The sequence below is a fragment of the Streptomyces lunalinharesii genome (assembly GCF_039532155.1).
Taxonomy (GTDB): Bacteria; Actinomycetota; Actinomycetes; order Streptomycetales; family Streptomycetaceae; genus Streptomyces; species Streptomyces lunalinharesii.
Map to the genome: position 1 here is coordinate 127,488 of NZ_BAAARK010000016.1, position 25,550 is coordinate 153,037.

Below are 25,550 nucleotides of genomic sequence, written 5' to 3' on the forward strand. Positions count from 1 at the left end.
CATGAGACATGTCATCGCGTCTCAGCCGTCTCAATTCACGGACACGATCTTGTTTGTCCCGCGCGGCGTCACCGCAATTACCGATCATGGGCACCTCGTCCACACCCTTCGGGGATTCCCGCCCGTGGTCAGGGGAATGATCGGCGAACGGACCCCACCACGCCGGCAACCGGTCGTCCTCGCGTACCCCTCAGGCCCGCCGCCCTCTCATCCGCCCGTCCCGTGGCCGGGAAGGGCCGGGCAGTTGGCCGGGACGGTGCGGTATTTGGCCGGGAGCATCCCGACGGCCCCGCCGTGCCGTGTCGCCGGGCCGCGGCCGTCCGTTGAAGGGTCACGAGTCGAGCGAGCCGAGAACGACGGGAGATGTCCGTGAGCGTGACGATCCGCCCGGCCGACACCGGGGACGTCCTGGCGGTGGCCGAACTGGTCGAGGAGATGGACCGCTTCTACGGGGAGACCGAGGTGCAGCCGCTGGCGGAACGGGTCCGCCAGGTGGGAGAGGCCCTCTTCGGTTCGCCGCCGCTGGCCCGCGTCCTCCTGGTCGAGGACGCCGACGGCGACCTGGTCGGACTGGCGGCCTACGGGTTCCTGTGGCCGGCAGCGGGCTCCACGCACTCGCTCTTCCTCAAGGAGTTGTACGTCCGCGACACCTGCCGCCACCAAGGCGTCGGAGCCCGGCTGATGGGCGAACTGCGCGCGGTGGCCGCGGCCCGCCCCGGGTGCACCCGCATCGAGTGGACGACCGGCCGGGACAATCCCGGTGCGCGCGCCTTCTACGCGTCACTGGGATTCACCGAGTTCGACGGGAAGGTCGTCTACCGGATCGAGCTTCCCTAAGCGCCGCGCCACACCCGCCGGCATTCTCCGCTGCCGGCGCCCTTTCCGGTCGCCTTTCGGCCATGTGCACGGAAAGCCTGAAGGACAACGGGCCTGCGTGCTTTCATGATCCGTATGTTATCCACAGACCGTCTCCTGGCTTTCTCGGCCATGTCGTTCCTTTTGATCGTCATTCCCGGTCCCAGTGTGCTCTTCGTGATCGGACGGGCCCTGGCCCAAGGCCGGCGGGCTGCGTTGACCACCGTCGCGGGGAACACCCTGGGGGCCTATCTCCTGGTGGTGGCCGTCGCGCTGGGCGTCGGGTCCGTCGTGGAGCGTTCCGCGATCGTCTTCACCACGCTGAAGCTGCTGGGCGCGGCGTACCTGGTGTACCTCGGGATCAAGGCGGTGCGTCAGCGCGGGACGCTCCAGGCGTCGTTCGCCGGCGAAGGGCCCGCCTACGGCGGACTGCGCACACTGTGGGAGGGGTTCGCGGTCGGCATCGCCAACCCGAAGACGATCGTGTTCTTCGCCGCCGTCCTGCCGCAGTTCGTCGACCGCACGCAGGGGCACGTCATCGTCCAGATGCTGCTGCTGGGCCTGGTCTTCAACGCCATCGCGGTGCTGTCCGACAGCGTGTGGGGGCTGGCCGCGTCCACCGCCCGGACCTGGTTCGCCCGCTCCCCCAAGCGCCTCTCCATGGTGGGCGGCGTCGGTGGCCTGTCCATGATCGGGCTCGGCGTCATCGTCGCCGCCACGGGCCGCGCCGACTGAGCATGCCGGGTGCGCCGGGGCGGCCCCCGGTCCGCCGGTCCGTCGAGGGCCGGTGGCGATCCGACGAGGACGGGCGGTTGGTCCGTCGGGGGCCAAGTGGTGCGCGCCCGCTCGTGCCTGCGCCCCCCGCCCCGTTCCCCGCCGAAGAATGTGCCCGGTCACGCGAGGACGTAGCCGGGCGACGGCGAGGAGAACGACCGATGGACGGGAAGAGACCGCTGGATCGCAGGACCGTGCTGGCGGGCGGGCTGGCCGGTGCCACGGTCGCCCTCGCGGGGTGCTCCGCGACGCGCACCGCCGCGCCGGCGTCCTCCGCCCCCGCCACCGCACTGGCGCGGGCCCGACCGGGCACCCCCGCCGCGGCCTTCGCGCGTCTGGTGGAGGGCAACCGGCGCTGGGTCAGCGGAGACCTCCACCACCCCGACCGGGACCCGAACCGGCGTCAGCTGGTGGCCCAACTGCAGGAGCCCTTCGGGTCGATCCTCTCCTGCATCGACTCCCGGGTGCCGCACGAGTTGCTCTTCGACACCGGGCTGGGCGACCTCTACGTGATGCGCACCGGAGGCCAGACGCTCGCGCCGGTGGTCACCGGATCCGTCGAGTACGGGCCGCTGACCAGCGGCACTCCGCTGATCGTGGTCCTGGGACATCAGCGCTGCGGCGCCGTCAAGGCCGCCTACGTCGCGCTGCGGGACGGCACCCCCCTGCCCGGCAACCTCCAGTCGATCGCCCTGGCCCTCAAACCCGCCTACGAGCAGGCGGTGCGCAAGGGCGGCGCCGACCCGGTCGAGACCATGGCCCGCGCCCAGGTCACGTTGACCTCGACCGCGCTGCGCTCGCACGCGGACCTGGCGCCGCTGGTCAAGAAGGGCACCCTCGCGGTGGTGGGCGCCTACTACTGGCTCGACACCGGCACGGTGGAGGTCCTCGACGGCGCGCCGTCGTGAACGCGCGCCCGCGTCGTCGGGTGCGCCGGAAGGCGCAGCAGCCGCGCTGACCGCGTCCACCGGGCCACCTCGCGGCCATCCCCGGTTCACGTCCGGCGAAAACCATGGGGCCATGAGACGAACCCCGGCAGTCCTCGGCCTCGGCCTCTGCGTCCTGTTGGCCGCCACCGCCCCGGCGGACGCCACCGCCCGGCCCTCCGCACGTAGCGCCCGGCAGGCCCAGGAGCGGCACCCCGCAGACCGCTCCGGCGCCGCGTACAGCACCAAGGCACCGTACGCGCCCCGGCAGGATCCGGGGACCTACCAGTCCGCTCCCCGGGGCTTCCGCCCGGTGTTCACCGAGAACGTCTCCCGTCACGGCTCGCGGGCCGCCTCCGACGGTGCGGACGGCGAGCTGATCCTCCACCTGTGGGACCGGGCCGCGGAGGAGCACCAACTCACCTCTCTCGGTGTGCAGTTCGGGCCCGAGGTGCGGGCGCTGCTCGCCGCCATGGAGAAGGTCGGCTACGGCAACCTCAGCGGTCGGGGCGAGCGGGAACTGCGGGGCACGGCCGTCCGGATGGCGCAGCGGTTGCCGCAGCTGTTCGCGACGATCGCCGCGGAGCACGAACGCATCGACGTCGTCAGCTCCGGACAGGGCCGCGCCGTCGACAGCGGGACCGTCTTCGCCGACGCCCTCGTCGGAACCGACCCGGCGCTGAAGCCGCTCGTCGGGCCCGCCCGCACCGACAAGGACCTGCTCTACTTCCACAAGTCCGCCGGCGGCGCCGCCTACCGTGACTGGCTGGCCCACGACCAGCGCCTGGCGCACACCCTGAAGGACGTCACCGACCAGCCGGCGACCCGCGCCGCCGCGCGGCGCGTACTGGCGAAGCTCTTCCGGCCGGCGTTCGTCCAACGCGTCGTGGACGGGGAGTTCGCGTCGATCGGCAGCGCCGTCGACGCCGCGCAGGCCGTCCACCACCTCTACGGCATCGCACCGGCCATGCGCGCGGAGAGCCCGCACGGTCGGGGTTGGCGCCTGGAGCGGTACCTCGCGCCGCGCGACGCCGACTGGTTCGGGTACCTCGACGACGCGGCGGAGTTCTACGAGAAGGGTCCCGGCTTCGCCGACAGCGACATCACCTACGCGATGGCCGGCGTGCTGCTCGACGACTTCTTCCGTCAGGTGGAGGCCAAGCGGGACGGCAACGACGAGCGCGGCGCCGAGCTGCGCTTCACCCACGCCGAGGAGATCATTCCGCTGGCCGCGCTGATGGGGCTGCCCGGCAGCACCAAGGCCGCCGACCCCGCACAGCGCTACACCTACGCCGACAATCCCTGGCGCGGCGCGTCCGTCGCCCCGATGGCCGCCAACATCCAGTGGGACGTGTTCCGCCGGGGCGACACCTACCTGGTGCGCATGCTCTACAACGAGAAGGAGACGGCCTTCAAGACGGGGTGCCGACCGGTCGCCCGGGGCAGCCGCTTCTACGACCTGGTGGAACTGGAGCGCTGCTTCGGCCGCACGTCGGGAGGACGCGCCGACGGGTCCGTGGTCCCCTCGCCCCGCCGGGGCGGTCAGTCGGCCGGCAGGGCGTCCCGCATCGCGCGGGCCGTGGACGTCGGGTCGTAGCCGTCGGGGACGCCTTCGACCAGGATGATGTCGCCCTCGATGTGCCGCGCGCGCAGCGGGGCGATCTCCGGGTAAGCGGGCGAGTCCCACCACGCCCGCGCCCGGTCGATTCCGGGGAAGCCGATCACCACGACGTTCCCCGGCCACCTGCCCTCCTTCACTTCGTGCTGCGTCGCGTGCACCAGGAAGCGACCGCCGAACGGCTCGAAGGTGCCGGTGATGCGTTCGATGTACTCGGCGATCTCCGGGTGCGGGGCGGCGTCTTGGAGGTGCGCTATGGCGTAGGCGGTCATGAGGGCCTTCCGGTCGTTCCTGCGCGGACGCCGGTGATCGTGACACGCGGGTCGCCTGGGGAGCGATGACGTCAGAGGTAAGCGTCCGGCCCGCCGGCTCCGCCGCTCCCCCACCCGGCCGGCCCCGGACCGCAACCCGTACCTCCTCAGCCCGATCCTCTTCCCGTCCCGGCAGCAGCCCCCGGAGGCCGAACGGCCGTAGGCGCATCGCCCCGTGAGGTCGGCGTCGCGGCGCCCGACGGGCGGCCCGCGCCTCGGCGCGCGAACAATGGCGCGAATTGATTTAACGTTCAATCGAATCGGGCGGCATGCTGGCCAGAGCGCCGGCGACCACCAAGGCATCCGGCCCAACACCCCATCCGGTCAAGGGAGATGACCCGACATGAGCCAGAGCCTGCCGCTCCGCCTCCACCACCACGCCTGGATCACCGACGACCAGGAGGCCAACCGGCGCTTCTACGAGGACGTGATCGGCCTGCCCCTGGTGGCCACGTGGACCGAGCGCGAGGTGCTGTCCGGGGCCGAGCGCGCCTACAGTCACGCCCTCTACGGGCTGGCCGACGGCAGCGCGCTCGCCTTCTTCCAGTTCGCCGACCCCAAGGACCAGGAGGAGTTCAAGACCGACATCAACGCCACCCCCTTGCGCCACATCGCCTTCAAGGTCGAGGCGGAGACCCAGGACGCGATGCGCGAGCGCATCGCCGCGGCCGGCCAGGCGGAGACGAACGCCCACGTGATCGACCACGGGTTCTGCGTCTCGCTGTACGTCACGGACCCCAACGGGCTGATTCTGGAGTTCGCCGTCGACCACCCGGACGTGGAGAAGATCGACGCCGAGCGGCGCGCCACGGCACACGCCGACCTCGCCCGCTGGCTCGCCGGCGACCACACCAGCAACAACCACTGGCGCTGACCCCTGCCGCCCGCCGCGAGCGATGTCCGCGCCCCCGGGAGCCCCGGGGGCGCGGTCGGCCCGGGTCAAGCGGCCGGTTCGGCGGCGGAACGGGTGGCGGGCGCTCCGGCGGCGAAGGGGCCGTCGGGGGCGAAGGCCAGCTCGGCGAAGCGGGCGCCCATGAGGCGATGGGTGGCCGCGTCCGGGTGCAGTGCGTCGGGCAGCGGGAGTTCGGCGTTGTCGGCGCTGCCGTAGAGCGCCCGGCCGTCGAGGTAGTACAGGTGGGGGTCGTCGGCCGCCCGCTGCCGAACGATCCGGGCGAGTTCGTCCCGGATGGCGTTGAGGGTCAGCTTGCCGCTCGCGCGCTCCGCCGGGTCGCCGCTGGCCCGGAAGCGCAGGCGCCCCTCCCCCAGTGCGCTGAGGTCCGGGAAGCTGGGCCCCGGGGTGTCCTCGTGGATGGGGCACAGGATGGGCGAGATGACGAGCAGCGGTGCGGTGGGGTGGCCCTCGCGCACGGTGTCGAGGAAGCCGTGGACGGCGGGGGCGAAGGCGCGCAGGCGCATCAGGTCGGCGTTGACCAGGTTGATGCCGATCTTGATGCTCACCAGGTCCGCGGGGGTGTCCCGCAGTGCGCGGGCGGTGAACGGGTCGAGCAGGGCGCTGCCGCCGAAGCCCAGGTTGATCAGTTCCACGTCGCCGTGGGCGGCGGCGAGCACCGGCCAGATGGTGGTGGGGCTGGCCGCGTCGGTGCCGTGGCTGATCGAACTGCCGTGGTGCAGCCACACCTTGCGGCCCCGGTCCGGCACCGGCTCGACGGGCGCGTCGGTGCGCAGGGCGAGGAGTTCGGTGGTCTCGTCGTACGGCAGCCAGAGCTCGACGTCCTTGACGCGGTCGGGCAGTCCGGCGAAGCGCGCCGTTCCGGACGGGCCGGACGCGTGCTCGGCGGTCCCCTTGGTCATGTCGATGGTCAGGGTGTTGCCGCCGGGCACGCTGGCCTGGCCGGCCGGACGGCCGTCGACGAGCAGGTCGTAGCGGCCGTCGTGGCGGGTGGGCGCACCCACGTAGACGCGCTTGGTGGGGAGGGTGTCCAGTTCGATGGCGGTGGCCCGGGTCCGGAAGACCAGCCGGACGCCGGAGGGTTGGGATTCGGCCATGGCGAGTAGGCCGTCGTCGCACTGGGCACGGGCCCGGGCGGGCAGACGGTGCGGGAGCACGCCGCGTTCGGTGCGCTCCAACTCCAGTGCGCCGCGCACGATGTCGCCGGTGAGGGGGGTGGTGATCCAGTGGGCAGGGGTCGTCATCGCCTCAACCTGTTCGTCGGGGGTGGGGGGCTTGCCGTGTGGTGCGGGTGCCGTCGACCGCGGTCGTCACGGTCGCGGCGGTCCGGGCGTGGGCCAGTTCCGCAGGAGGGCGTCGAGGGCGTCCACGACGCGCGACCAGGTCTCCCCGCTGTCGGGAGCACTGTGACTGAACCCGCCGGCCAACTCCAGGCTCACGTAGCCGTGGAAGACGCTGCCCAGCATGCGCACGGCGTGCGTCTCCTCCGGTTCCGGCAGGTCGTAGCCGCGCAGGATCGCCCGCGTCATCTGGGCGTGCCGGACGCCGGCGCTGGCGAGGGCGGTCTCTGGGTCGAGTCGGAACTGGGTGGCGGCGTAGCGGCCGGGGTGCTCCCGGGCGTAGTCGCGGTAGACGTCGGCGAAGGCGGCCAGGGCGTCCTTGCCGGCCCGGCCGGCCAGGGCCTCGGCGGCCCGGTCGGCGAGTTCCGCCAGGGCGAGCAGGCTGATCCGGGTCTTGAGGTCGCGGGAGTTCTTCACGTGCGAGTACAGGCTCGCGACCTTGACGTCGAACCGTCTGGCCAGCTCGGAGACGGTCACCTGCGCGAAGCCGACCTCGTCGGCCAGCTCCGCGCCCGCCCTGGTCAGGCGTTCCGTGGTCAGTCCTACCCGCGCCGCCATGAGCGCCCTTTCTTCGTTCCTACGCTTACCTGAATCGATTATGCACATGCCTAAACCTTTTAGGCAACTGCCGAATGGACTAGGCGCCGCCCCTGAGGGGACTCAGGGGCGGTGCGCCCGCAGGATGACGGCGGACGCGACCGCGGGCTGACGACACCCGCCGCCGCCCGCCGCTACGTTCGGTTCCGGACGTTCACCAGCGAGCGATCCGTACGGGACGAGGACGGAGCGACATGAGCGGCGAAGTGGTGCGGACGAAGGGCCCGGCGGGCCGTCGGCAGCCGGCGCGGCGGGGCCGGGCCGCGGCGGCGTTGGGTGCGGCGGCGGTCGCGGTGGTCGCGGCCCTGGGCACGGCCGGTCCCGCCGAGGCGATGTCGGGCGGCACCCAGGTGCCGCGACGCGGGGCGGCTCCGTGGTTGGCGACGCTGGCGGTCAAAGGCGGCGGCCCGCTCCTGGACCGCGCCTCGTGCGGCGGGGCGCTCATCGCCCCGGACCGGGTGCTCACCGCCGCCCACTGCCTCGACGGCGTGGACTTCCGGAAGGCGGAGGTGCACCTCGGCTCCGCGGTGCTCTCCCGGGACCCGGGCACCGTGCGCGACATCCGCGCGGTCATCCCGCACCCGCGCTACGCGCTCCTGCCGTCGCCGGCCGATCCGCACGCCCCGGAGCTGTCCTCGGCCGCCTACGACCTGGCCGAGATCCGGCTCGACGCCCCGGTGCGCGGCGTCCGGCCGCTGCCCCTCGCCGCGCACCGGCCGGCCCCCGGCACCGCGGTGTCGCTCTTCAGCCACGGCACCACGGCCGCACCGGACCCGGACCGGCCCGGCACCGACGTCCGCGGCGACGTGCTGCGCCGCGGCGACCTCACCGTCCGCACGCACGCCCGATGCGCCGCGCAGACCCCGGCGGTCGTCGACCCGGCATCGGTCTTCTGCGCCCGCGACCTGTCCGGCGGCCGCACCACGATGTGCTTCGGGGACAGCGGCAGCCCCCTGGTCACCTGGGGACGGCGCGGCCCCGAACTCGTCGGCGTGTTCAGCTTCGCCGGGGAGACCGCGGGGAAGGTCTGCGGCCAGCCGGCCGACGCCGCGTTCGCCGACGTCCCCGCGCTCGTCGGGGCACTCGGCTGACGCCGGGCCGGGCCCGGCGACGCCCTTTGCACCGCGGCGGAACGGGTCAGGTCCGCGCGGCGGGCAGGGTGACCTCGAAGCGGCAGCCGCCGGGGACGTTGTGGACGGCCGCCCGTCCCGCGTGGGCCTCGACGATGCCGCGGACGATGGCCAGGCCCAGGCCGGCGCCGGCCGGTGGCGTCCGGGCCGTCGTACCGCGCCAGCCGGTGTCGAAGACCCGGGTCAGGTCGGTCTCGGGGATGCCGCCGCAGCCGTCGGTGACGGAGAGCACGACGGTGTCGGCACGGCGTTCCGCGGCCAGCGCCACGGTGCCGTCGGCCGGGGTGTGGCGGATGGCGTTCATCAGGAGGTTGGCCAGCGCCCGGGTCATCTCCTTGCTGTCGACCTCGACCGGGACGGCTTCGACCCGGTCGCCCACCAGGCGCACCCGGTGTTCCCGGGCCAGCGGGCCGACGCCGGACAGCGCGTCGTCCACCAGGTCGTAGACCGACACCCGGGCCGGGGCGAGGGCCAGCACCCCGGCGTGGATGCGGGAGAGTTCGAAGAGGTCGCCGACCATGGTGTTGAGGCGGTCGACCTCGGTACGGATCTGGCGGTGGTAGCGGGCGGGGTCGTCCGCCACGCCGTCCTCCAGGGCCTCGGACATGGCGCGCAGGCCGGCGAGCGGGGTGCGCAGGTCGTGCGAGATCCAGGCGACGAGTTCGCGGCGGGACTCCTCCAAGGCGCGTTCGCGGTCCCGGGAGGCGGCCAGGCGGGCACTGGTGGCGGTCAACTCCGCGCTGAGCGTGGTGAGTTCGGCGGCAGCGGGGCGGGTGGGCGGCACGAAGGTGCCGCCCTCGCCGAAGTCGTGGGCGGCCCGGGCCAGTGCGCGGGAGTCGAGCACGAGCCGGCGCCCCAGGGCGAGGGCGGTGGCCAGGGAGACGGCGGTCGCCACCGCGACCACAGTGGTGACCACGGCCAGGTCGTGCGAGGAGAGGAACATCGCCCAGGCGACCGCGAGCGTTCCGGCCAGCATCGCGCCGACGGCGACGGCCGCGACCACCGTCAGGGACACGGCGATCGAGCGGCGGCGCAGCAGGTGCAGGGCGCCGGCACCCAGGACACCGGCGCCGGCCGCGCCGCCGGACGCGTACAGGGCGATGAGCAGTACGTCCCGCACGGTCACGGCCTCTCGTCGGGGTGGGCGGCGTCTTCGGGCCGGGGGTCGAAGCGGTAGCCCACGCCCCAGACCGTCTGGATCAGGCACGGGCGGGCCGGGTCGTCCTCGATCTTCGCGCGCAGGCGGCGCACGTGGACGGTGACGGTCGACAGGTCCCCGAATTCCCACCCCCACACCTCCTGCATCAGGCGTTCCCGGCCGCAGACCTGGCCCGGGTGGCGCAGGAAGTAGCAGAGCAGGTCGAACTCGCGCAGCGTGAGGGCCAGTTCGCGGCCGTGGTGCAGGGCGCGGCGGGCCGCCGGGTCGACGTCGAATCCGGCGGCGCGCAGCACGGGGCCCGCCGCGTCGGCCGTACCGGCGCGGCGGAGCACGGAGGTCACCCGCAGCACCAGCTCCCGTGGGCTGAACGGCTTGGTCACGTAGTCGTCGGCGCCCACTTCCAGCCCGAGGATGCGGTCCTCCTCGTCGCTGCGGGCGGTCAGCATGATCACCGGCAGCGGGCCGTGCGACCGCAGTTCCCGGCAGACGGTCAGACCGTCCATGCCGGGCAGCATCAAGTCGAGGACCACCAGGTCGGGACGGTGGGCGCGGGCCGAGGTGAGCGCGGTGGGGCCGTCGGCGGCCCGGCGCACGGCGAAACCGGCGCGTTGCAGATAGCCGGCCAGGACCTCGGAGACGGTGGGGTCGTCGTCCACGACCAGCACGTTCTTCATGCGTCCAGCCTCCCACCCCGCCGGGGCGCAGCGGCCGGCGCGCCGTCGACGTCCGCGTTTCGTAAGGTCCGGGAGCCCCACGGGGCGCGTTGCGGTTCGTAGCGTGAGGGCCGTGAACGACTCGATGGAACAGTGCGCGGTGGGCGCGTCCGGCCCGCCCCTCCCCCCGCGGCAGGCCGCTGACCCGGCCGGCGCCGCCCTCGTGGACACGTCGGGTGGGGCGCTGCGCACACCGGTGGACCGCCGGGCGCTGGCGCTCGCGGACCGGCCCGCGCCCGCGCCCGCCGCCCGGGCCCGGGACTGGCACGCCGACCCCTACGCCGATGCGCTGCGCACCGGCCGCGGGCCGCTGTTCCTGCGGCGCGGCGACGGCTGGCTGCTGCCGCTGGAGGTGGAGCGCTGGTGCGCGCCGCCGGACGAGGCCGACGCCACGGTGCTCGCCCGCTGCCGGGGCCGGGTCCTCGACGTCGGCTGCGGACCGGGCAGGTTGGTGGCCGCCCTCGCCGCGCGGGGTCGGCCGGCGCTCGGCGTCGACGTCAGCCGGCACGCCGTGGAACGGGCGGTGCGGGAGGGCGGTGCCGCCCTGTGCCGTTCGGTGTTCGACCCGCTGCCCGGTACGGGCCGGTGGGCGACGCTGCTCCTGATCGACGGCAACATCGGCATCGGGGGTGACCCGAGGGCCCTCTTGGCGCGGGCCCGCGAACTCGCGGCGCCGGACGGCACGGTGATCGTGGAGACGGCCGGGACGGAACTCGACGAGCGGGTCGTGGTCCGGGTGGACGACGGCCGCGGCGGGCACGGCACGCCGTTCCCGTGGGCCCGGCTCGGCACCCGCGCGCTGCTGGCGTACGGCGGGCGGGCCGGCTGGGTGGCGGTCGAGCAGTGGCGGGTGGGCGACCGCCGGTTCGTTCAGCTGCGCCGGGACTGAGCCCCGCGCCACCACCGTGCGAGCGGCCGCACGCCGGCGAGCGCCGCCGCCCCGGCCGTGACGGCCAGGACCGACACCAGCCAGTCGCGCGGGTAGTCCAGCGGCAGGACGGAGGGGTTGGCGGGGGCGCCGGGCCGCAGCAGGGGCGGTAGGGCCACTGCGGTCAGGGCGCCCGCCACGATCAGCGCACCGCGCACCACCCCCCGCACCGGTCCCCCGCGCCCCGTCGGGCCGGGCAGCAGCAACCCGACCCCGCAGACCAGCGGCGCGAGCAGCCCGTCGTGCAGGAGCAGCGCCCCGGCCAACCAGAGCACCACGTGGCCCGCCCACCCCGTGCCCCAGACCAGGAGCAGGCCCACCGCCATTCCGAACACTCCCAGGAATCCTGCCGCGTACCGCATCCGTACCGTCCTCACAAGACCTCCAGGCGCGAGACCCACTTGGTCTGGAGGACCCCGGGGCGGTTGGGCGCGATCAGGCGGGCGGGGTGGCCGTGGTCCAGGGAGAGTTCCTGGCCGTTGAGGCGGAGTGCCAGCAGCGTCAGCGGATCGGCGGCGTAGCTGGCGCCCATCTCCGTGACCCGGTAGGCGCCGGACCGCTCCGCCGAGACCACGCGGACCCGGGCGGCCGGGTCCGCGCCGGCCGCCCGGAGGAGGTCGCACAGTCGGACGCCCGTCCAGCGGGCCGCGACGCTCCACCCCTCCACGCAGGCCAGCGGCAGTTCCACCTCGTGCTGGGGCAGGGCCCGCAGGGCGGCCAGGCTCAGTTCGTACGGCCGTGGGCCGGTGACGGTCAGCCGCCAGTCGGGGCCGGCGGCGGTGATGCCGGCCGCCCGCGCCGTGCGGTTGACCGGCAGCCCCTGCGGTCCGTGGCCGGGGTGGCGGGGCGCGAGCAGGTCCAGTTTCCCCAGCGGGGTGACGGACTGGCCCACGGTGGTGAGCGTGACGGCGCCGACCGCCGCCCCCAGTCCCGCCAGCAGTGCCCGCCGGTCCGGTCCGTGCGCGGCCGGCAGCCGGCGCGTGCCCGGTGCGCGCCGGCTCCAATGGTCCGTGATCTGCGGCCACTTGACGGCGAGGTGCAGCACCACCGCACCGGCCAGGAGCCAGCCGACGGCGAAGTGGACGGGCACGAAGGGGAACGGCCACGGGTACCACTGCACGATGTTCAGCAGGCCGCTCAGCACCTCGAAGACGCCGCTCGCCACCAGCACCGCCACCGAGAGCCGTTCCAGGCCGTGCCGCACGGACCGCACCGGCGGCCACGCGAACAGCTTCGGGTACACGGTCCACAACTTGGCGAGCAGCAGCGGGAGCGCGGCGATGCCGCAGGCCACGTGCAGTCCCTGGGTGAGCCGGTAGCCCCACGCGGGCCGGCTGGGCAGGTGGTCGCGGAGCCAGTCCGGGGGGTGTTGGAGGAGGTGACTGACCAGACCGGTGCCGAAGCACAGGGCGACGGCCAGGCCCAACCAGCGGCCCACCACCGTTGCGGTCCGGGCGTCGTGGAGCGCGGAGATGCGGGCGGGCACGGACGGCAGCCGGCGCAGCGGCCGGCGCGGTGACGGTTGCATGGTTCCCATCACACCGCGCGCCGGGCCGTTCGGGACCGTGGAACTCCTTACGAAACCGGGACGGCGGGCCGTGCGCCCTCGGCACGGCCACCGTCCGCTGCCAGGCTGCAGGCGTGATCGAACCACGTCGCCGCCTGCTGCTCGCCGCCGCCTTGACCACCGCCCTCGCCGTCGCCCTGGTGTGGACGGTCGCGTTCGACGGCTACCGCCGCGATCCCGGGGGGTTGTCCTGGCGGTACGCGCTGTGCTGGGCGCTGTTCGCGGGCGCCGCGTGGGCGGTGCGGCGGGCACCGGTGCGCCGGGCGGTGGCCCTGATCCTCGCCGGGTCGGCGGTGCTGGCCGTCACCGGCCTCGTCGCACCGCCGCGCACCAGCACCGACGCCTACCGCTACGCCTGGGACGGCCGGGTCCAGGCATCCGGGACCTCGCCCTACGACTACGTGCCGGCCGCCCCGCAACTGGCTCCGCTCCGCGACGCCTGGCTGTTCCCCACCGGCGCCGCCTGCACGGGCCCCGACCGGGCGCGGCTGGCCTCCCCCGGCGCCACGCCGCACTGCACCCTGCTCAACCGGCCCACCGTGCACACCATCTATCCGCCGCTGGCCGAGTCCTACTTCTTCGGCGTGCACCTGCTCTCCCCCGACGGCGCCCGTCTCAAGCCGCTCCAGGTCGGCGGAGCGGTGCTGTCCGTCGCGGTCACCGGCGCCCTGCTGCTGGTCCTGCGCCGCCGCGGGGACCCCCGGACCGCGGCCTACTGGGCGTGGTGCCCGGCCGTTCCCGTCGAGGCCGTCAACAACGCGCACGTCGACGTGTTGGGCGTGCTGTTCACCGTGGCGGGGCTGGGGGTGGTGGCGGTGCGGCGGGCGCGGGGCGGCGCGCTGCTCGGTGCCGCGGTCGCCGCCAAACTCGTGCCGGCCGTCGTCCTGCCGGGCGCGCTGTCCGGCGTGCGCCGCCCCCGCGACGCGGTCGCGGTGCTGCTCCCCGCCGCCGCGGTGCTCGCGCTCTGCTACCTCCCCTACCTGCTCGCCTCGCACGACTCCGTCCTCGGCTACCTCAGCGGCTACCTCAACGAGGAGGGCTACCGCGACGCGTCGGCCGGCAGCCGGTACGCGCTGCTGCGACTGCTGTTGCCGGATGCCTGGGCGCTGCCGGTGCTGGTGGTGGTCCTGCTCGCGGTGTGTGGCGGCGTCCTGTGGCGCGGTTGCCCCGAACGCCCGTGGCGCGGGGCCTTGTTGGTGACCGGCGCCGCCTTCCTGCTGCTCACGCCCGGCTACTCCTGGTACGCCCTGCTGTTGGTCGCGCTGGTCGCGCTGGACGGTCGTTGGGAATGGCTCGCCGTCGCCGCCGCGGGCACCGTCGCGTACGTCACGGCGCGGGCCTTCCCGGCCCACGGAGCGGTGGCGACCACGGCCTACGCCCTGGCGGCGGCGGCCGTGGGGGTGGGGTGGCTGGTGCGGCGCCGGGCGGCCGCGGGGAGCCCGCGGCGGCCGGGCCGTTCCTGGGGTGCCGGGCACGCGTCCCGTACGGCTGCGTGCCCGGCGGTGCGGGTGCGCGGGGACCGTGCCCGGACGGCCCGGCCCCCGCGCTGACGGTGCCGGTCGCTCAGGAGGTCGGCGTGCGGCGGTCGATGACGGTGCGGAGCTTGCCGCTGGTGGGGGTGCGCTCGAAGGCGAGGGTGGGGGCGGTTTCGACGGCCAGGGTCAGGAGGGCTTCCGGGCCGGCCGCCGAGCCGAGTTCGGGGACGTGGGTCAGCAGGGCCGCGCGGGCGGCGGCCGGGTCGGGGGCGTAGTGGGCGTCGAGGCGGACCGTGAGGTGTTCGCGGCCGGCCTCGTTGGACAGTACGAGCTGCAACTCGCCGCGGTACCCGAGGTGTTCCTCGGCGACCTGGGTGAAGCGGCGGTAGTTGAAGTGGTACGTGCCCATGCGGAAAACCTCGCCGTACCGGCCGAGGAGTTCGATGCGCGGGGTGTGGCTGCCGCAGGGGCACACCCCGGCGACGGCCCGGCCCAGGTCGCCGATCTGGTAGCGCTCCAGGCGCTGGCCCGCCCGGGTGCGGGTGGTGAAGACGAGGCGTCCCGGCTGGCCCGCGGGCACGGGGCGGTCCTCCTGCGGATCGAGGATCTCCAGGGTGTGGAGGTCGGTCAGGACGTGGTGTTCGGTGCCCTGTGCGTGGCTACACTGGTAGCCGAGCGGGCCCAGGTCGGTGCTGCCGTAGGCGGCGGAGCGGATGACCTGCACGCCGAAGGTTTCGGTGAGGATGCGCCGCTGTTCGCCGGTGAAGTGCTCGCCGCCGTAGAACACCTTGCGGATGCCGCCGTAGGCGCGTAGGCGCTCGCCCTGGGTGTGGAAGAGCTGCCACAGGTACGACGGCATGCCGAAGACGGTGTCCACCCGGTACGTGACGAGGGCCTGGGCTATCGCCTCGTGGTCGGGGCCGGCGGCCATCGGGATCTGGGTGGCGCCCAGGCGTTCGAGGATGGAGAAGAAGCTGATGAAGCTGCCGTACATGTCGCCGCAGTAGAAGAGGTTGGCGGCGCGGTCGTGGGCCGGGTCGAAGCCCGCGGCGAGCAGGCCGTGCGCCGAGGCGCGCATCTGCGTGTCGTAGTCGTCGCAGGTGAAGACGGACAGGGCCGGGGCGCCGGTGGTTCCGCCGCTACGGAAGTACAGCTGGGCGTGTTCCGGTGCCAGGGTGGCCAGTTGGGCCTGGGCCGCCGCCTTGTCCATCAGCGGGCCGGTGGGTGCCGCGGGCGGGGCGGCGGGGGCGATCAGCTCGTCCAGGCAGGGCGTGGTGGCGAACGCGGCGTGCGGGGCGCGGACGCTCACCCGGCGGCTGTAGCGCTGGAGGGCGTAGACGCCGTCGTGGGGTTCGCCGTGGTAGCCGTCGAGCATGGAGCCGAGCGGGGTGATCCGCTGGACGCCGGCGGTGAGGAGGGTGCGGGAGATCTGGGCGACGTCGGCGGGGGTGCCGGCCACCGCGGCGGTCTGGAGGTAGCGGCGCATGGGGCGCAGGGTGGCGACGACGTCGCGGCGGGGCAGGGGTTTGATCCAGACGGTGCGGTGCAGCGGGGATGCGGTGAGCGCCGGGCGGGTGTCGGCGAAGACCCGCCAGCTCCCGTCGTCGGCGGCGATCACCTTGGTCAGGCCGAGGTGCTGTTCGGCCCGGGCGACCAGTTCGGTGGTGGTGACCTCGGCCCGCTCGGCCGCGCGGGCCAGGTCGGCGCCGGCCGCCGCGTCCGCCCCGTCGGGGTCGCCGTTCGGGCCGGGGGTCTTCGCGGACACCTCGGCCAGCACGGCGGCGAACTCCTCGGCGAAGGCGAAGAGTTCGTCGCGGGTGGTGGCCGCGGTGGTGGTGTCGTCGTCCGGTTCGGCGTCCAGGTAGACGACCTGCGGGCTGGAGCACGCCTGCTGCTCGGCGCGGCAGACGTCGGCGGCGAGCTCGGTGAGGGCGGTCCGGTCCGTGCGGGCGTCGCGGGTCAGGTAAGCGAACGAGATCTTGTGGCCCCATTCGACGAGCCGGCAGCCGGGCGGGACGAGGGCCGCGGCCCCTTGCACGGCGTCCTCGCCGCCCCAGACCGCCACCGCGTCGGCGGGCGCGCACATCAGCCGCATCAGGTCCTGGCGGCTGGAGGGGAAGCGCAGGGCGACGATCCGGCGGGCGAGGGCCCCGGTGGGGTCGGCGGCGGCCAGTTCGGCGAGCAGGTGCGGGGCGAGTGCGGTGTCGCCGCTGCTGGTCTTGAGGACGTTCACGTTGCCCGCGAGGAGGCCCTCGACGACGCTCAGCGACGCGACCGCCGCCGCGTTGCCGGGGGCGATGTGGACGAGCAGGCCCACCGGGGCCCACGCCTCGTAGGTGGTCTCGCGGGCGTCGGGACGGGTGAGGCGTTCCGGGCGCGGTCCGCCGAGTTCGCGCCGGAGCTTGCGTTCCAGGGCCGGCCGGGCGAGGGCGTCCGCGATCTCGGCGAGGGTGGCGGCGGCCTCCTCGGGGTCGGTCGGCGCGGCGCCGTCGGGGTCGGTCAGGTGGGCGAGGAGGCGGGCGTGGAGGTCGCCGTGCGGCTGGTGCAGGGCGCGGCTGACGGTGTCGCAGGCGAGCAGGACCGTTTCGGTGGACAGCGGCTCCGCCAGGGTGCGGGCGACCAGGTCCGGCAGGGTGGTGAGGCGTTCGGCCGCCTCGGCGTCGTCGATGAACGCGCCCTGCCAGTAGTGGAGTCGGGTCGTCATCACATGCCCTTCAGGAGTTCGGCGGCGGCCACCGCGCAGCTGCGGTTGCGGCTCACCCCGGCGCGGCCGAGGATCGTGAACCACGGGGTGTCCAGGGAGCAGGGGCACGCGTCCCCGGGGTGCAGCGAGGCCAGGTCGCCCATCACGACGCTCTGCGCCGGGACGGAGGTGATGTACGGGGAGACCAGGTGGAGATAGCCGGGTCGGCCGTACGGCAGGGGCTGCAGGGTGCGGGTGTCACGGACCGCGGCCCGGGACCAGACCGGCACGTGCAGGCGGTGGTGGGTGCACTCGACGTACGGCACGCAGTGCTCGACCGAACCGTAGGTGTCCCGGATCCGCTCCGGGGGGATGCCGAGTTGCCGGGTCACCCCGTCGTAGAACTCCTCCTTGGCGATCTGCCGGTCGGCGTGGCCCTTCCAGCCGCCGCCGAGGAGCACCAGGGAGTCCGGCGGCAGTTGCAGCGGCGGGATGCCGGCGCTGCGCATCCGTTCCAGGGTGAAGTGCAGGAAGGCCGGGAACCCCAGGATCCGGACCGGCAGCCCGTCCTCGGCGTAGCGCCGGAGGGCGTCGATGCAGCCGCGCACGTCGAAGGCGTGGCCGGTGCCGGTGCCGGTGTGCCGCAGGGCGTGGGTGGTGTGCCGGGCGGGCGCGAAGTCGCAGAGGTAGTTGTCGGTGAAGGAGGTGCCCAGGCGCACCTCGGGCGCGGGTTCGTAGCTGTAGAGGAGGTAGTTGACGGGCTGGTCGGGGGTGATCCAGCCGTAGTGGTCGAAGATGCGGGCCACCATGCGCTGGGCGGCGCGGATGGTCCACCGGTCGTAGAACATCTGGGACTTCTGGCCGGTGGTGCCGGACGAGGTGAGGTGCAGGAAGACCTCTTCGCGCGGGACGGAGAGCACCTCGTGGCGCTTGAAGAAGTTGGCGTGCAGGAGCGGGGTGCGGGTCCGCGCGCCGACGGTGGGCGCCGGGACCTCCGGGGCGTCGTCGAGGAGGGCCCGGAATAGCGGGGAGCGGTCGGCGTGCCAGGCGTGCGACTCGGCCATCGCGTCGGCGAACAGGGCGTCGGCCTCGGGTCCGGTGGTGTAGGGCGACGGGAGGTCGCAGAGGCGTTGGACGCTGGCGAGGGCCGTCGGGTCGGGGACCTCTACGGGGGCGAGATGCGGGTTCACAGGACAACCTCGTGGTGGGGCAGGTAGGTCGACGCCCACGTGGTCAGGTAGGCGTTCAGGTAGGGCTGGACCAGCGGGCTGACGGCCGTGGTGCGGAAGTCGATCTGCCGGTCGGTGCGGGAGAGCACGACGTAGTCGTGGAAGCGGTCGCCGACCCGGCGCATGGCCGGGTAGCTGGCGCTGGGGACGAAGCCGGCGGCCAGGAAGGCGTGCAGCCCGGCGGTGTCGGCCAGGGGCACCAGCGTCTCGACGTAGTCGGCGCCGGCCCGGGTGAGCGCGGTCATCAGGGAGTCGAGGGCCCGGGCGGCGGCCGCCGGGTAGGGGTGCACGGCGACCAGGGCGCAGCTGCTGGCCGCCGGGTCGAGGTCGGCGTAGATCTCGAACGCGCCGTCCGGGGTCGTCAGCACCGTGTTCGGGGTGCGCAGCGGGGAGTAGGCGCCCGCGGGGTCGGGGAACAGCTCGCGGAAGCGCCGGCGGACGAAGCCGGGTGCGCTGATCACCTCGATGGGGGTGCGGGTGGCGGGACGGGCGGGAGCCGTCAGGAGGCCGCCCGGGGGTGTGCCCGCGCCGCCGCCCGGGAGCGGCGGGGCCGCGTCGAGGTCCGTGGCGTCGGCCGGCAGGACCGCGGCGCAGGGGATGCCGATGCTCTCCTCGGCCGCGTCCAGCAGGGGCATGACGGCCCGGGGCACGACGGTCACCCGCTCCCGGCGTTCGAGGACGCCTTCGGCGTGGCAGGCGAACAGCGCCAGGGTCTCGCAGCCGGAGACGTCGGCGGCGTTGGGCAGCAGGCCCAGCGGCCGGTACCCGTTGCGGGCGACGACGCGTTGCGGGGCCTGGGTGACCATGCGGACGGTGGTGTGGATGGAGTCGAGGGTGCCGGCGGCGAGGGCGTCGGCGGTGACCGCACCGGTCAGCCGGCCGGCGAGGCCGCACTGGCGTTGGCGCGGGTGGACGGCGAGGCCGACGAGTTTGCCGACGCGGTTGCCGGGGTCGGTCTGCACGACCACGGAGCCGGCCAGTTCACCGGTGTCGGTGCGGCGGGCGATGAGCCAGTGGCTGTGCGGGTCGGTGATCAGGCGGTGCATCTCGGTCGGGTCGCTGCCGAGGGCCACCGGGTAGCCGTGGCCGTACACCTCGAAGTACAACTGCCGCAGTTCGGCGATGTCCTGGGGTGCGGCGGGGCGGATCGTGGTGGTCATCGGGCCTCCTCCAGTGCTGCGCCGGCGGCGGAAGCGGCCGGGGCGGATCGCGTCCCGGACGCGGCCGGGGCGGCGCGGTCGACGGCCTCGGCGGGGGCGTCCGCGCGTCGCCCGATCGACCACAGGGCCGCGGCGAGCGGGAGCACTCCGACGGCCTGGAGCAGGCACAGGGTCTGCGGTGACAGGTGGTCGCCGAGCGCGCCGAAGACGAGGGAGGACAGCGGGAAGGTCGCGCCGAGCAGGGCCTGCATCACGGCGAAGAAGCCGGGCTTGTCGGCGGCCGGGACCAGGCGTTGGAAGAGCGCGACGAACCGCACGCCGATCGCCCCCACGCACCAGCCGGCGACGATCAGGGCGGCGACGGCCACCGACCGGTCCGCGAACAGGCCGGGCGTCCCGAGGGCCACGGCCAGCAGTGCCAGACAGGCCCCGCCGACGGTGGTGGCCGAACCCGGCAGCCGTGCGCCGGTGAACGAGCCGAGCAGGGTGCCGATGCCGAGTGCGGTTTCCAGGGCGGCGGCGGTGGAACCGTGGGCGTGCAGCACCGCCCGGGTGTACAGGGGCATGACAACGTAGAGGGCGGTGGAGAAGACGTTGACCGCGGCGAAGCAGAGCAGCACGCGCCGGATGAACGGGTGGTCCGCCAGGATCTGACGGAGCGTCCGGCGCGGTGGTGCGGTGTCGGCCGCTGCGGTGCCCGCCGGCGCCGTGGTGGCGCGGGGGAAACGGGTCACGGCCACCAGGGCGGCGGCGACCAGGTAGGCGCCGGCGCAGCCGGCGACGATGCCGGTCAGCGCCCAGGCGTCCACCACGAGCGGCCCGAGGAGCCCGCCGGCCAGACCGGCGAGGGACTGGGTGGCGAGTTCGAAGCCGGTGGCGGCCTCGATGTCGGCGTCGTCGACCAGTTCCGGGACGGAGGTGGTCAGGCAGGGGTCGAACAGGGCCTGGCAGCCCGCCAGCAGCAGCGCGGCCCCGTAGGCGACCGCCATCGGCGGCGAACCGAGGTGCGTCCAACCGGCGGTGGCGGCGGCCACCAGGCCCGCCACGGCGGCGGCCGACGCCAGCACCGTGCGGTGCGGGCAGCGGGCGATGATCGAGGCCACCAGGGGCGCGAGCGCCACCGCGGGCAGCGTGCTCACCGCGAGGAACACCCCCGAGGCGAGACCGCGGTCCCCGGCGCCGTCGACGGCGTGGCCGACCAGCCACCACACCACGCCGACCTGGAACATCCGGCCGGCGGCCTGGGTGAGGACCTGGGCGACCCAGACGGCGCCGAAGGCCCGGTTGCGCAGGACCACGGGAAGCCGGCGCGGGGCCGGGGTCGCGGTCATGAGTGCGGCCGTTCGTCGATGACCCGCATCAGCTTGCCGGTCCGGGCGTTGACGACCAGTTCGTCGTGCCGCACCCACTCCACGGCCAGCGGATGGATGCGTGTGGCGTCGACCTCCGCGGCGTACATCGGGCGGGCCGCGAGGATCTCCTTGGCGATGGCGGCGGCCAGGTGTCCGAGGCCGCCGGCGTCCGCGTCGTCACCGGTGCTCGGGTCGCCGGCGACGGCCAGCCGCAGGACGAGTCCGTCCCGGCCGTCCCAGCGGCGCACCACCAGTTGGGTGCCGAGCACTTGACCGGTGGGGTCGGCGGCGCGCACCAGGTCGTGCACGTCCTGGGTGTAGAGGGACACCGCGCCGATGCGCACGCCCTCCTCGGCCCGGCCGAGGATGCGGAAGTGCCCGGCGGCGGCGTCGGTCCACTCCGCGCGGTCGCCCACCGGGTAGCGGACGATCGGCATCAGCCGCCGGCGCAGGTCCGTCACGACGATGCGGCCGGCGACGCCGTCGCGGGTGACCGGCTCGCCGGTGTGCTCGTCGAGGATCTCCACGACGGTGTGCGGGGTGAACGCGCGGTGGACGCGGGGGTCGGCCCCCGGGACGGCCACTCCGAGCAGCCCGGAGTCGACGCCGGCGTAGCCGATGGACCGGGCCTCCGCGTTCGGGAACGCCTGGCGGAGCAGCGGCCGTTGGTCCTCGAACAGTCCCTCGCCGCCGAAGAACAGCAGGCGCACGTCGGGGAGTTGGCGGTCGTTGCGCACGAGGTGGTCGGCCAGGCCGCAGAGCGTCGTCGTGGTGCCGGCGATGACGTCGACGTCGAACTCGGCCAGCGTGTGCACGGTCGAGGCGAACGGTGCGCCGCCGCCGATCGGCAGCCGGACGTTGGCGACGGGGGCCCGGTGGAGGGCGTCCAGGACGAAGGTGAAGCTGGCGTAGAGCTCACCGGCGTAGAAGAGGTCGGCGACCCGGTGGCCGGGGCGGAGGCCGGCTTCGACGAGTCCGCTGCCGAACGCCTCGGTGAATTCCCGCCATTCTTCTCGGGTATAGACGGAGAACTTCGGCGCGCCGGTGGTGCCGCCGCTCTTGAAAACCACCGCCTCGTCGAGCGGTCCGGTCAATAGTCCGTTGTCGCGCGGTGTGTTGGCTCGCCAGAATGCGTCGTGCGGGACGACCGGCAAGTCCGTCAGCTCGGCCACCCGGTCCGGAAGGTCGGCGTAGAGCTCGCGATAGAAGGGCGAGTTGCGACGCACGAAGCGTATGAGGTCCGTTAATTGTTGAACGGGCATTGCATTCCTGTTTTTCGCATTCAGAAGAACCGGTACCGCGGGGTGTGCGGCACCAGCTCATGGTGTGGGGACAGTCGCAGCGGGTGCGGGCGATCCCGGTCAGGGACGCTTCCGCACGGCTTTCTGGACTGGTTGCTTGGCGCACTGATGCTATGTCATGTCCGAAGTGCCGAATCACCCGTGACGGGCCCGTAGAACATTTTTTGCCAATCGCTATCGCACGCGATGGCGCACGCCTGCCACCGGTTCCACCCTTTGCGGTGACCTACCTCACCACGCAACTATTCAGCCGTGCACAGTAGGCGATTTTCGGGCTCCGGCCGACACTTCTAGTAATTCTCCGGTCGGGCCCCGGCTAAGGGAATCAGTCCCGCGGATCGAGGCCGCGTTTCCGCAGCGCCGCGGCACGTAGACGCACCGCCTCGGGTCCGACCGCGTGCACCGCGCAGGGGCTCGACGCGAGACTCCGGGCGGCCGTTTCGGCCACCGTCCCGCCGGCGTGCGCTTCCGGCGCCGGACGGCACCTTCGCCGGATCCGCACCCGCTGCCGCTGCCCCTGGCACCGCGCGCGGACGCGCTCGCCACCCCGGAGCAGGGGTCGGCGGGCCGTCACCGATGTGATCCAGATCATCACCATGTGGCCGGTTATCCGGCTCTGTGCGCGTATGACACGTGGCACGATCATGCCAATCATTACCTGCGGGTAACCGCCCGGCCGGAGTGCTTCCTCCCTTCGGCCGCCCCCCGCCACGCTCCCGAGGAACCAACAGTGCGCAAGTCCATCAGATACGCCGTTTTACCGGCGCTCACCGTCACGTCCCTGCTCGTCGTCAGCGGTTGTGCGAACGGGTCCTCCGGCACCGCAGCAGGCAGGAGCGACAGTGCCGGGCCGGTGACCGCCGCCGAGGACGCGGACGCGCAGGCCCCGCTCGCCGTGGCCCCCGCGCCGGCCGGCGCCGGGACGCCCAGCGCCGTGGCGAAGCCGGGGACGGGCCACCGTCCGGCGGCCAAGTCCCCGCTGAAGATCGTCGCGTTCGACGCCGCGCGCGGCCGGGCCGTCATCGCCGGGCCGGCCGCCGGCACCCCGCCGAAGGGCACCGGCAAGGACAACCACGGCGAACGGCAGGGGAAGCACGGCGGCCGGGGCGCGGACCACGAGCAGGGGTCGACTCCCCACCGGCCGGCCGCGGTTGCGGTCGGCGACGTGCTCGCCAGCGCCCCTGTCCCCGGCGCGCCCCGCGGCGCCCTGGCCAAGGTGACCGAGGTGGTCGGCACCACCGCACGGGGCACCGAGGTCAAGACCGCCCCCGCCACCCTGGGCGCGCTGCTCGGCGGCGCCACGGCGAAGGGCCAGGTCCCGGTCGATCCCGCCACGATGCGGGTCGAGCCGCTCACCCCGAACGTCAAGGTGTCCTGGGCGAAGAACGGCACCGTGCACTTCGGGCCGGCGGGCGCGCAGTTGCCGCTCGGCAGCCTGCGGGTTGACGTGCGCGCCGCGTTGCCCACGGTGAAGACGCCGGCGGGCACCGTCGACGCGTCGGCCACGGGCTTCGTCCAACTCTCGCCCGAGGTCGACTTCTCCTACGACGGCCAGGGCACCACCACCGGCACCCCGGGCACCGCCTCGGTGAGCCTGGCCGGTGACTGGGCCTCGCAGTGGGAACTCAAGGGCCGGGCGGCCGCCTCCACGCCGGACGGCCAACCGGTGCGGGTGCCGTTCGCCAAGCTGCACGCCGACCCCGTCGTCCAGGTCGGCGTGGTGCCGGTCGTGGTCAACCTCGACCTGACCTGCTACCTCCAGGTCGACGCCGACGGCACGGTGAGTGTCGACGTGAAACAGGACGTGCGGGGCCAGTTCCGGGTCGGCGGCTCCTACAGCCGGGCCAAGGGCTGGACGCCGCTCGCCCGGGCCGACCTGCACGGCACCCCGCTGACGGCGACCGCGACGGCGGCCGGCCGGGTGAAGGCCGCACTGGGCGCGGAGGCGAGCGTCGGCCTGTACGGCAGCGTCGGCGTGACCGGCACGCTGGCCCCGTACCTGCGCGCCGAGGTGTCCGGCACGGCCACCGGCGCCTCGAACGGCACGGGCTCGGCGGTCGGGAAGTGGGCGGCGTACGGCGGCGTCGACCTCTCCGGCGCCCTCCGGGCGCACCTGGACGTCTTCGGCACGCCGGTCTTCGAACGGAGCGTTCCGCTCGGTCCGCTCCACCACGAGTGGCAACTCGCCGGTGGCGAGGGCGCCGTGCGCACCCCCGCGCAGCGCCCCTGACCCGCCGTGCGCACGGAAGGAGCCCCGCCGGATCACCGGCGGGGCTCCTTCCCCTCCTGGAACAGCGGCAGTTGGCGCGGCTGACGCGGCGGGGTCCGGCCGGTGCAGCGGCGGGGTGCGGCCGGTGCAGCGGCGGGGTGCGGCCGGTCAGCGGCCGGCGCGGATGGCCTTCGCGCCGTCCTGGCCGAGCGGTACCGGGACGGTCCGCGGTGCGCTGCGCCGCGCGCGCCCGGCGAGGTCCTGCTGGACGACGTTCACGTTGAGGGACGTGCCTTGGCCGCCGCCGAACTTCCCGCGCGCGAAGCCCTGCACGCCGGCCGCGGTGATCTCGTAACCGCTGGTGTCGACGATGCCGTGGGCGCGGCAGTCGCGGAACACCTCCTCGACGGGGACGAACCAGAGCCAGTGGTAGTCACCGTCGTGGTTGAGGTCGATCTTCTCCTCGAACCAGATCGCCACCCTCCCCACCAGGTCCACGGTGGCCGTCCAGTCGATGTCGTAACTCTGGGTGCCGACCACGAGCGACGCCTCGATGAGCGACTTCGGCGGGATCCGCAGCGGCAGGTCGACGCTCCAGTTCTGCGTCTCCTTGTGCGTGAACTCCTGCGTCGAGGAGAGGTTGGTCTCGATCGAGGTGGTCTCGCTGACCTTGGCGACGGCCGGTATCTCGGCGGAGACCTCCACGGTGACGCCGATCTTCAAGGACTCCGTCACCGAGATCCGCAGGTCCTGCTCGGTGGTCTTGCTCTGCTTGTACGTGACGACCTGTTCGACCGTCGACCCGTTGCGGTAGTTGGTGGTCACGGAGCTGACCTGGCCCGGTACGGGCGAGGGGGCCTTGGGGTCGTAGGTGATGCCGCGGTACTCCGCGCCGACCTGGTGCCGGTGGTAGTCGGCCAGTTCGCTCCGCGTTCCGTAGTCGGTGGAGGCGGTGAACCGGCAGCCGCGGGAGGCGGGGAAGCGTTCCGCGGCCATCCACCTCCCCCAAGCGTCCGTGACCTCTTGCAGCGGGCGGGCGGCCGCCGTGCGCGGCGCGGCAGCCGGCCGGGCGGGGGCGGCGGCCGCGGTGCCGGCGGTGGCGAGGGCGGCGGGAACGGCCGCGGCGAGTCCGGCGACCGGGGCGACGGCGAGCAGGCGCCGTCTGGAGACATGGCTCATGGAAGTCCCAATCCGAGGGGGCGGAACGACAAAAGCGTCGTGGGCAGCCATGCAACCGACGATCATGCCCGGCGCGTAGGGGCTTTGGTCCCGACCTGCGCCGGCCCGGTCCGACGCGCCCGTGCCGGGCCGGC

General features: G+C 74.0%; 22 protein-coding genes. 9 read left to right on the forward strand and 13 right to left on the reverse strand.

Features of this window, described 5'->3' with window-relative positions:
• Positions 1–369 precede the first annotated feature (369 nt).
• The 4 genes from haaN to ABD385_RS23660 all read left to right on the forward strand — a co-directional run bounded on the left by haaN (position 370) and on the right by ABD385_RS23660 (position 4,152).
• Positions 370–837, forward strand: coding sequence for a cyclophane-containing RiPP N-acetyltransferase HaaN (gene haaN / locus ABD385_RS23645; protein ID WP_344579446.1), 468 nt, complete (start codon positions 370–372; stop codon positions 835–837).
• A 114-nt stretch (positions 838–951) separates the two neighbouring features.
• Positions 952–1,590, forward strand: coding sequence for a LysE family translocator (locus tag ABD385_RS23650; protein ID WP_344579448.1), 639 nt, complete (start codon positions 952–954; stop codon positions 1,588–1,590).
• Between the two features lie 200 nt (positions 1,591–1,790).
• A complete protein-coding gene (locus ABD385_RS23655; protein ID WP_344579450.1) occupies positions 1,791–2,537 on the forward strand; it encodes a carbonic anhydrase in 747 nt (248 codons plus the stop codon).
• 112 nt (positions 2,538–2,649) lie between these two features.
• A complete protein-coding gene (locus ABD385_RS23660) occupies positions 2,650–4,152 on the forward strand; it encodes a histidine-type phosphatase (RefSeq protein WP_344579452.1) in 1,503 nt (500 codons plus the stop codon).
• On the opposite strand, the gene ABD385_RS23665 is transcribed toward ABD385_RS23660, so the two are convergent.
• Positions 4,098–4,445, reverse strand: a complete 348-nt coding sequence (locus ABD385_RS23665; protein ID WP_344579454.1) for a DUF1330 domain-containing protein — start codon at positions 4,443–4,445, stop codon at positions 4,098–4,100. The genes ABD385_RS23660 and ABD385_RS23665 overlap by 55 nt on opposite strands.
• A gap of 382 nt (positions 4,446–4,827) precedes the next feature.
• Here ABD385_RS23665 and ABD385_RS23670 point away from each other — a divergent pair, with 382 nt between their 5' ends.
• Positions 4,828–5,358, forward strand: a complete 531-nt coding sequence (locus ABD385_RS23670; RefSeq protein ID WP_344579455.1) for a VOC family protein — start codon at positions 4,828–4,830, stop codon at positions 5,356–5,358.
• A gap of 65 nt (positions 5,359–5,423) precedes the next feature.
• Here the strand turns inward: ABD385_RS23670 and ABD385_RS23675 are convergent, their stop codons facing one another.
• Positions 5,424–6,638, reverse strand: a complete 1,215-nt coding sequence (locus tag ABD385_RS23675; protein WP_344579457.1) for a GDSL-type esterase/lipase family protein — start codon at positions 6,636–6,638, stop codon at positions 5,424–5,426.
• A gap of 66 nt (positions 6,639–6,704) precedes the next feature.
• Positions 6,705–7,292 (reverse strand): TetR/AcrR family transcriptional regulator, encoded by a 588-nt coding sequence (locus tag ABD385_RS23680; RefSeq protein ID WP_344579458.1) that lies wholly within the window; start codon positions 7,290–7,292, stop codon positions 6,705–6,707.
• A 233-nt stretch (positions 7,293–7,525) separates the two neighbouring features.
• Here ABD385_RS23680 and ABD385_RS23685 point away from each other — a divergent pair, with 233 nt between their 5' ends.
• Positions 7,526–8,422, forward strand: a complete 897-nt coding sequence (locus ABD385_RS23685) for a S1 family peptidase (protein ID WP_344579459.1) — start codon at positions 7,526–7,528, stop codon at positions 8,420–8,422.
• Between the two features lie 46 nt (positions 8,423–8,468).
• Here the strand turns inward: ABD385_RS23685 and ABD385_RS23690 are convergent, their stop codons facing one another.
• Positions 8,469–9,581 (reverse strand): sensor histidine kinase, encoded by a 1,113-nt coding sequence (locus ABD385_RS23690; RefSeq protein ID WP_344579539.1) that lies wholly within the window; start codon positions 9,579–9,581, stop codon positions 8,469–8,471.
• A gap of 2 nt (positions 9,582–9,583) precedes the next feature.
• Positions 9,584–10,294 (reverse strand): response regulator transcription factor, encoded by a 711-nt coding sequence (locus ABD385_RS23695; protein ID WP_344579460.1) that lies wholly within the window; start codon positions 10,292–10,294, stop codon positions 9,584–9,586.
• A 124-nt stretch (positions 10,295–10,418) separates the two neighbouring features.
• On the opposite strand from ABD385_RS23695, the gene ABD385_RS23700 reads away from it, so the two are divergent.
• A complete protein-coding gene (locus ABD385_RS23700) occupies positions 10,419–11,222 on the forward strand; it encodes a class I SAM-dependent methyltransferase (RefSeq protein WP_425585459.1) in 804 nt (267 codons plus the stop codon).
• Here ABD385_RS23700 and ABD385_RS23705 read toward each other — a convergent pair.
• Together ABD385_RS23705 and ABD385_RS23710 are read right to left on the reverse strand one after the other, a co-directional pair.
• The gene (locus ABD385_RS23705; RefSeq protein WP_344579464.1) at positions 11,204–11,623 is read right to left on the reverse strand and encodes a hypothetical protein; all 420 of its coding nucleotides are present in this window, start codon (positions 11,621–11,623) and stop codon (positions 11,204–11,206) included. The two genes, ABD385_RS23700 and ABD385_RS23705, sit on opposite strands and share 19 nt — an antisense overlap.
• Before the next feature lie 11 nt (positions 11,624–11,634).
• Positions 11,635–12,789 (reverse strand): molybdopterin-dependent oxidoreductase, encoded by a 1,155-nt coding sequence (locus ABD385_RS23710; protein WP_344579466.1) that lies wholly within the window; start codon positions 12,787–12,789, stop codon positions 11,635–11,637.
• Between the two features lie 113 nt (positions 12,790–12,902).
• Between ABD385_RS23710 and ABD385_RS23715 the strand changes: the two genes are divergently transcribed.
• A complete protein-coding gene (locus ABD385_RS23715; protein ID WP_344579468.1) occupies positions 12,903–14,378 on the forward strand; it encodes a glycosyltransferase 87 family protein in 1,476 nt (491 codons plus the stop codon).
• Positions 14,379–14,391: 13 nt separating this feature from the next.
• On the opposite strand, the gene ABD385_RS23720 is transcribed toward ABD385_RS23715, so the two are convergent.
• Genes ABD385_RS23720 through ABD385_RS23740 form a run of 5 tightly spaced genes read right to left on the reverse strand, consistent with a single transcriptional unit; the run spans position 14,392 to position 21,989 of the window.
• Complete coding sequence (locus ABD385_RS23720) at positions 14,392–17,007, reverse strand: acyl-CoA reductase (RefSeq protein ID WP_344579470.1); 2,616 nt, start codon at positions 17,005–17,007, stop codon at positions 14,392–14,394.
• On the reverse strand, positions 17,007–18,176 hold the full coding sequence (locus tag ABD385_RS23725) for a LuxE/PaaK family acyltransferase (RefSeq protein WP_344579472.1): 1,170 nt from the start codon (positions 18,174–18,176) through the stop codon (positions 17,007–17,009). Before ABD385_RS23725 ends, ABD385_RS23720 begins: the two co-directional genes overlap by 1 nt.
• The gene (locus ABD385_RS23730; RefSeq protein WP_344579473.1) at positions 18,173–19,375 is read right to left on the reverse strand and encodes a GNAT family N-acetyltransferase; all 1,203 of its coding nucleotides are present in this window, start codon (positions 19,373–19,375) and stop codon (positions 18,173–18,175) included. Before ABD385_RS23730 ends, ABD385_RS23725 begins: the two co-directional genes overlap by 4 nt.
• Positions 19,372–20,706, reverse strand: coding sequence for an MFS transporter (locus ABD385_RS23735; protein WP_344579474.1), 1,335 nt, complete (start codon positions 20,704–20,706; stop codon positions 19,372–19,374). The genes ABD385_RS23730 and ABD385_RS23735 overlap by 4 nt, the downstream gene beginning before the upstream one ends.
• Positions 20,703–21,989, reverse strand: coding sequence for a phenylacetate--CoA ligase family protein (locus ABD385_RS23740; RefSeq protein ID WP_344579476.1), 1,287 nt, complete (start codon positions 21,987–21,989; stop codon positions 20,703–20,705). Before ABD385_RS23740 ends, ABD385_RS23735 begins: the two co-directional genes overlap by 4 nt.
• Before the next feature lie 769 nt (positions 21,990–22,758).
• On the opposite strand from ABD385_RS23740, the gene ABD385_RS23745 reads away from it, so the two are divergent.
• Complete coding sequence (locus ABD385_RS23745; protein WP_344579478.1) at positions 22,759–24,258, forward strand: hypothetical protein; 1,500 nt, start codon at positions 22,759–22,761, stop codon at positions 24,256–24,258.
• Positions 24,259–24,405: 147 nt separating this feature from the next.
• On the opposite strand, the gene ABD385_RS23750 is transcribed toward ABD385_RS23745, so the two are convergent.
• Positions 24,406–25,416 (reverse strand): ETX/MTX2 family pore-forming toxin, encoded by a 1,011-nt coding sequence (locus ABD385_RS23750; RefSeq protein ID WP_344579480.1) that lies wholly within the window; start codon positions 25,414–25,416, stop codon positions 24,406–24,408.
• Positions 25,417–25,550 lie beyond the last annotated feature (134 nt).

Excerpts from the sequence above, each read along its gene's own strand:
- ABD385_RS23650 (WP_344579448.1), top strand. The coding sequence starts at position 952 with ATGTTATCCACAGACCGTCTCCTGGCTTTCTCGGCCATGTCGTTCCTT.
- ABD385_RS23655 (WP_344579450.1), top strand. The coding sequence starts at position 1,791 with ATGGACGGGAAGAGACCGCTGGATCGCAGGACCGTGCTGGCGGGCGGG.
- ABD385_RS23660 (WP_344579452.1), top strand. The coding sequence starts at position 2,650 with ATGAGACGAACCCCGGCAGTCCTCGGCCTCGGCCTCTGCGTCCTGTTG.
- ABD385_RS23665 (WP_344579454.1), bottom strand. The coding sequence starts at position 4,445 with ATGACCGCCTACGCCATAGCGCACCTCCAAGACGCCGCCCCGCACCCG.
- ABD385_RS23670 (WP_344579455.1), top strand. The coding sequence starts at position 4,828 with ATGAGCCAGAGCCTGCCGCTCCGCCTCCACCACCACGCCTGGATCACC.
- ABD385_RS23675 (WP_344579457.1), bottom strand. The coding sequence starts at position 6,638 with ATGACGACCCCTGCCCACTGGATCACCACCCCCCTCACCGGCGACATC.
- ABD385_RS23680 (WP_344579458.1), bottom strand. The coding sequence starts at position 7,292 with ATGGCGGCGCGGGTAGGACTGACCACGGAACGCCTGACCAGGGCGGGC.
- ABD385_RS23685 (WP_344579459.1), top strand. The coding sequence starts at position 7,526 with ATGAGCGGCGAAGTGGTGCGGACGAAGGGCCCGGCGGGCCGTCGGCAG.
- ABD385_RS23695 (WP_344579460.1), bottom strand. The coding sequence starts at position 10,294 with ATGAAGAACGTGCTGGTCGTGGACGACGACCCCACCGTCTCCGAGGTC.
- ABD385_RS23700 (WP_425585459.1), top strand. The coding sequence starts at position 10,419 with ATGGAACAGTGCGCGGTGGGCGCGTCCGGCCCGCCCCTCCCCCCGCGG.
- ABD385_RS23705 (WP_344579464.1), bottom strand. The coding sequence starts at position 11,623 with ATGCGGTACGCGGCAGGATTCCTGGGAGTGTTCGGAATGGCGGTGGGC.
- ABD385_RS23710 (WP_344579466.1), bottom strand. The coding sequence starts at position 12,789 with ATGCAACCGTCACCGCGCCGGCCGCTGCGCCGGCTGCCGTCCGTGCCC.
- ABD385_RS23720 (WP_344579470.1), bottom strand. The coding sequence starts at position 17,007 with ATGACGACCCGACTCCACTACTGGCAGGGCGCGTTCATCGACGACGCC.
- ABD385_RS23730 (WP_344579473.1), bottom strand. The coding sequence starts at position 19,375 with ATGACCACCACGATCCGCCCCGCCGCACCCCAGGACATCGCCGAACTG.
- ABD385_RS23735 (WP_344579474.1), bottom strand. The coding sequence starts at position 20,706 with ATGACCGCGACCCCGGCCCCGCGCCGGCTTCCCGTGGTCCTGCGCAAC.
- ABD385_RS23740 (WP_344579476.1), bottom strand. The coding sequence starts at position 21,989 with ATGCCCGTTCAACAATTAACGGACCTCATACGCTTCGTGCGTCGCAAC.
- ABD385_RS23750 (WP_344579480.1), bottom strand. The coding sequence starts at position 25,416 with ATGAGCCATGTCTCCAGACGGCGCCTGCTCGCCGTCGCCCCGGTCGCC.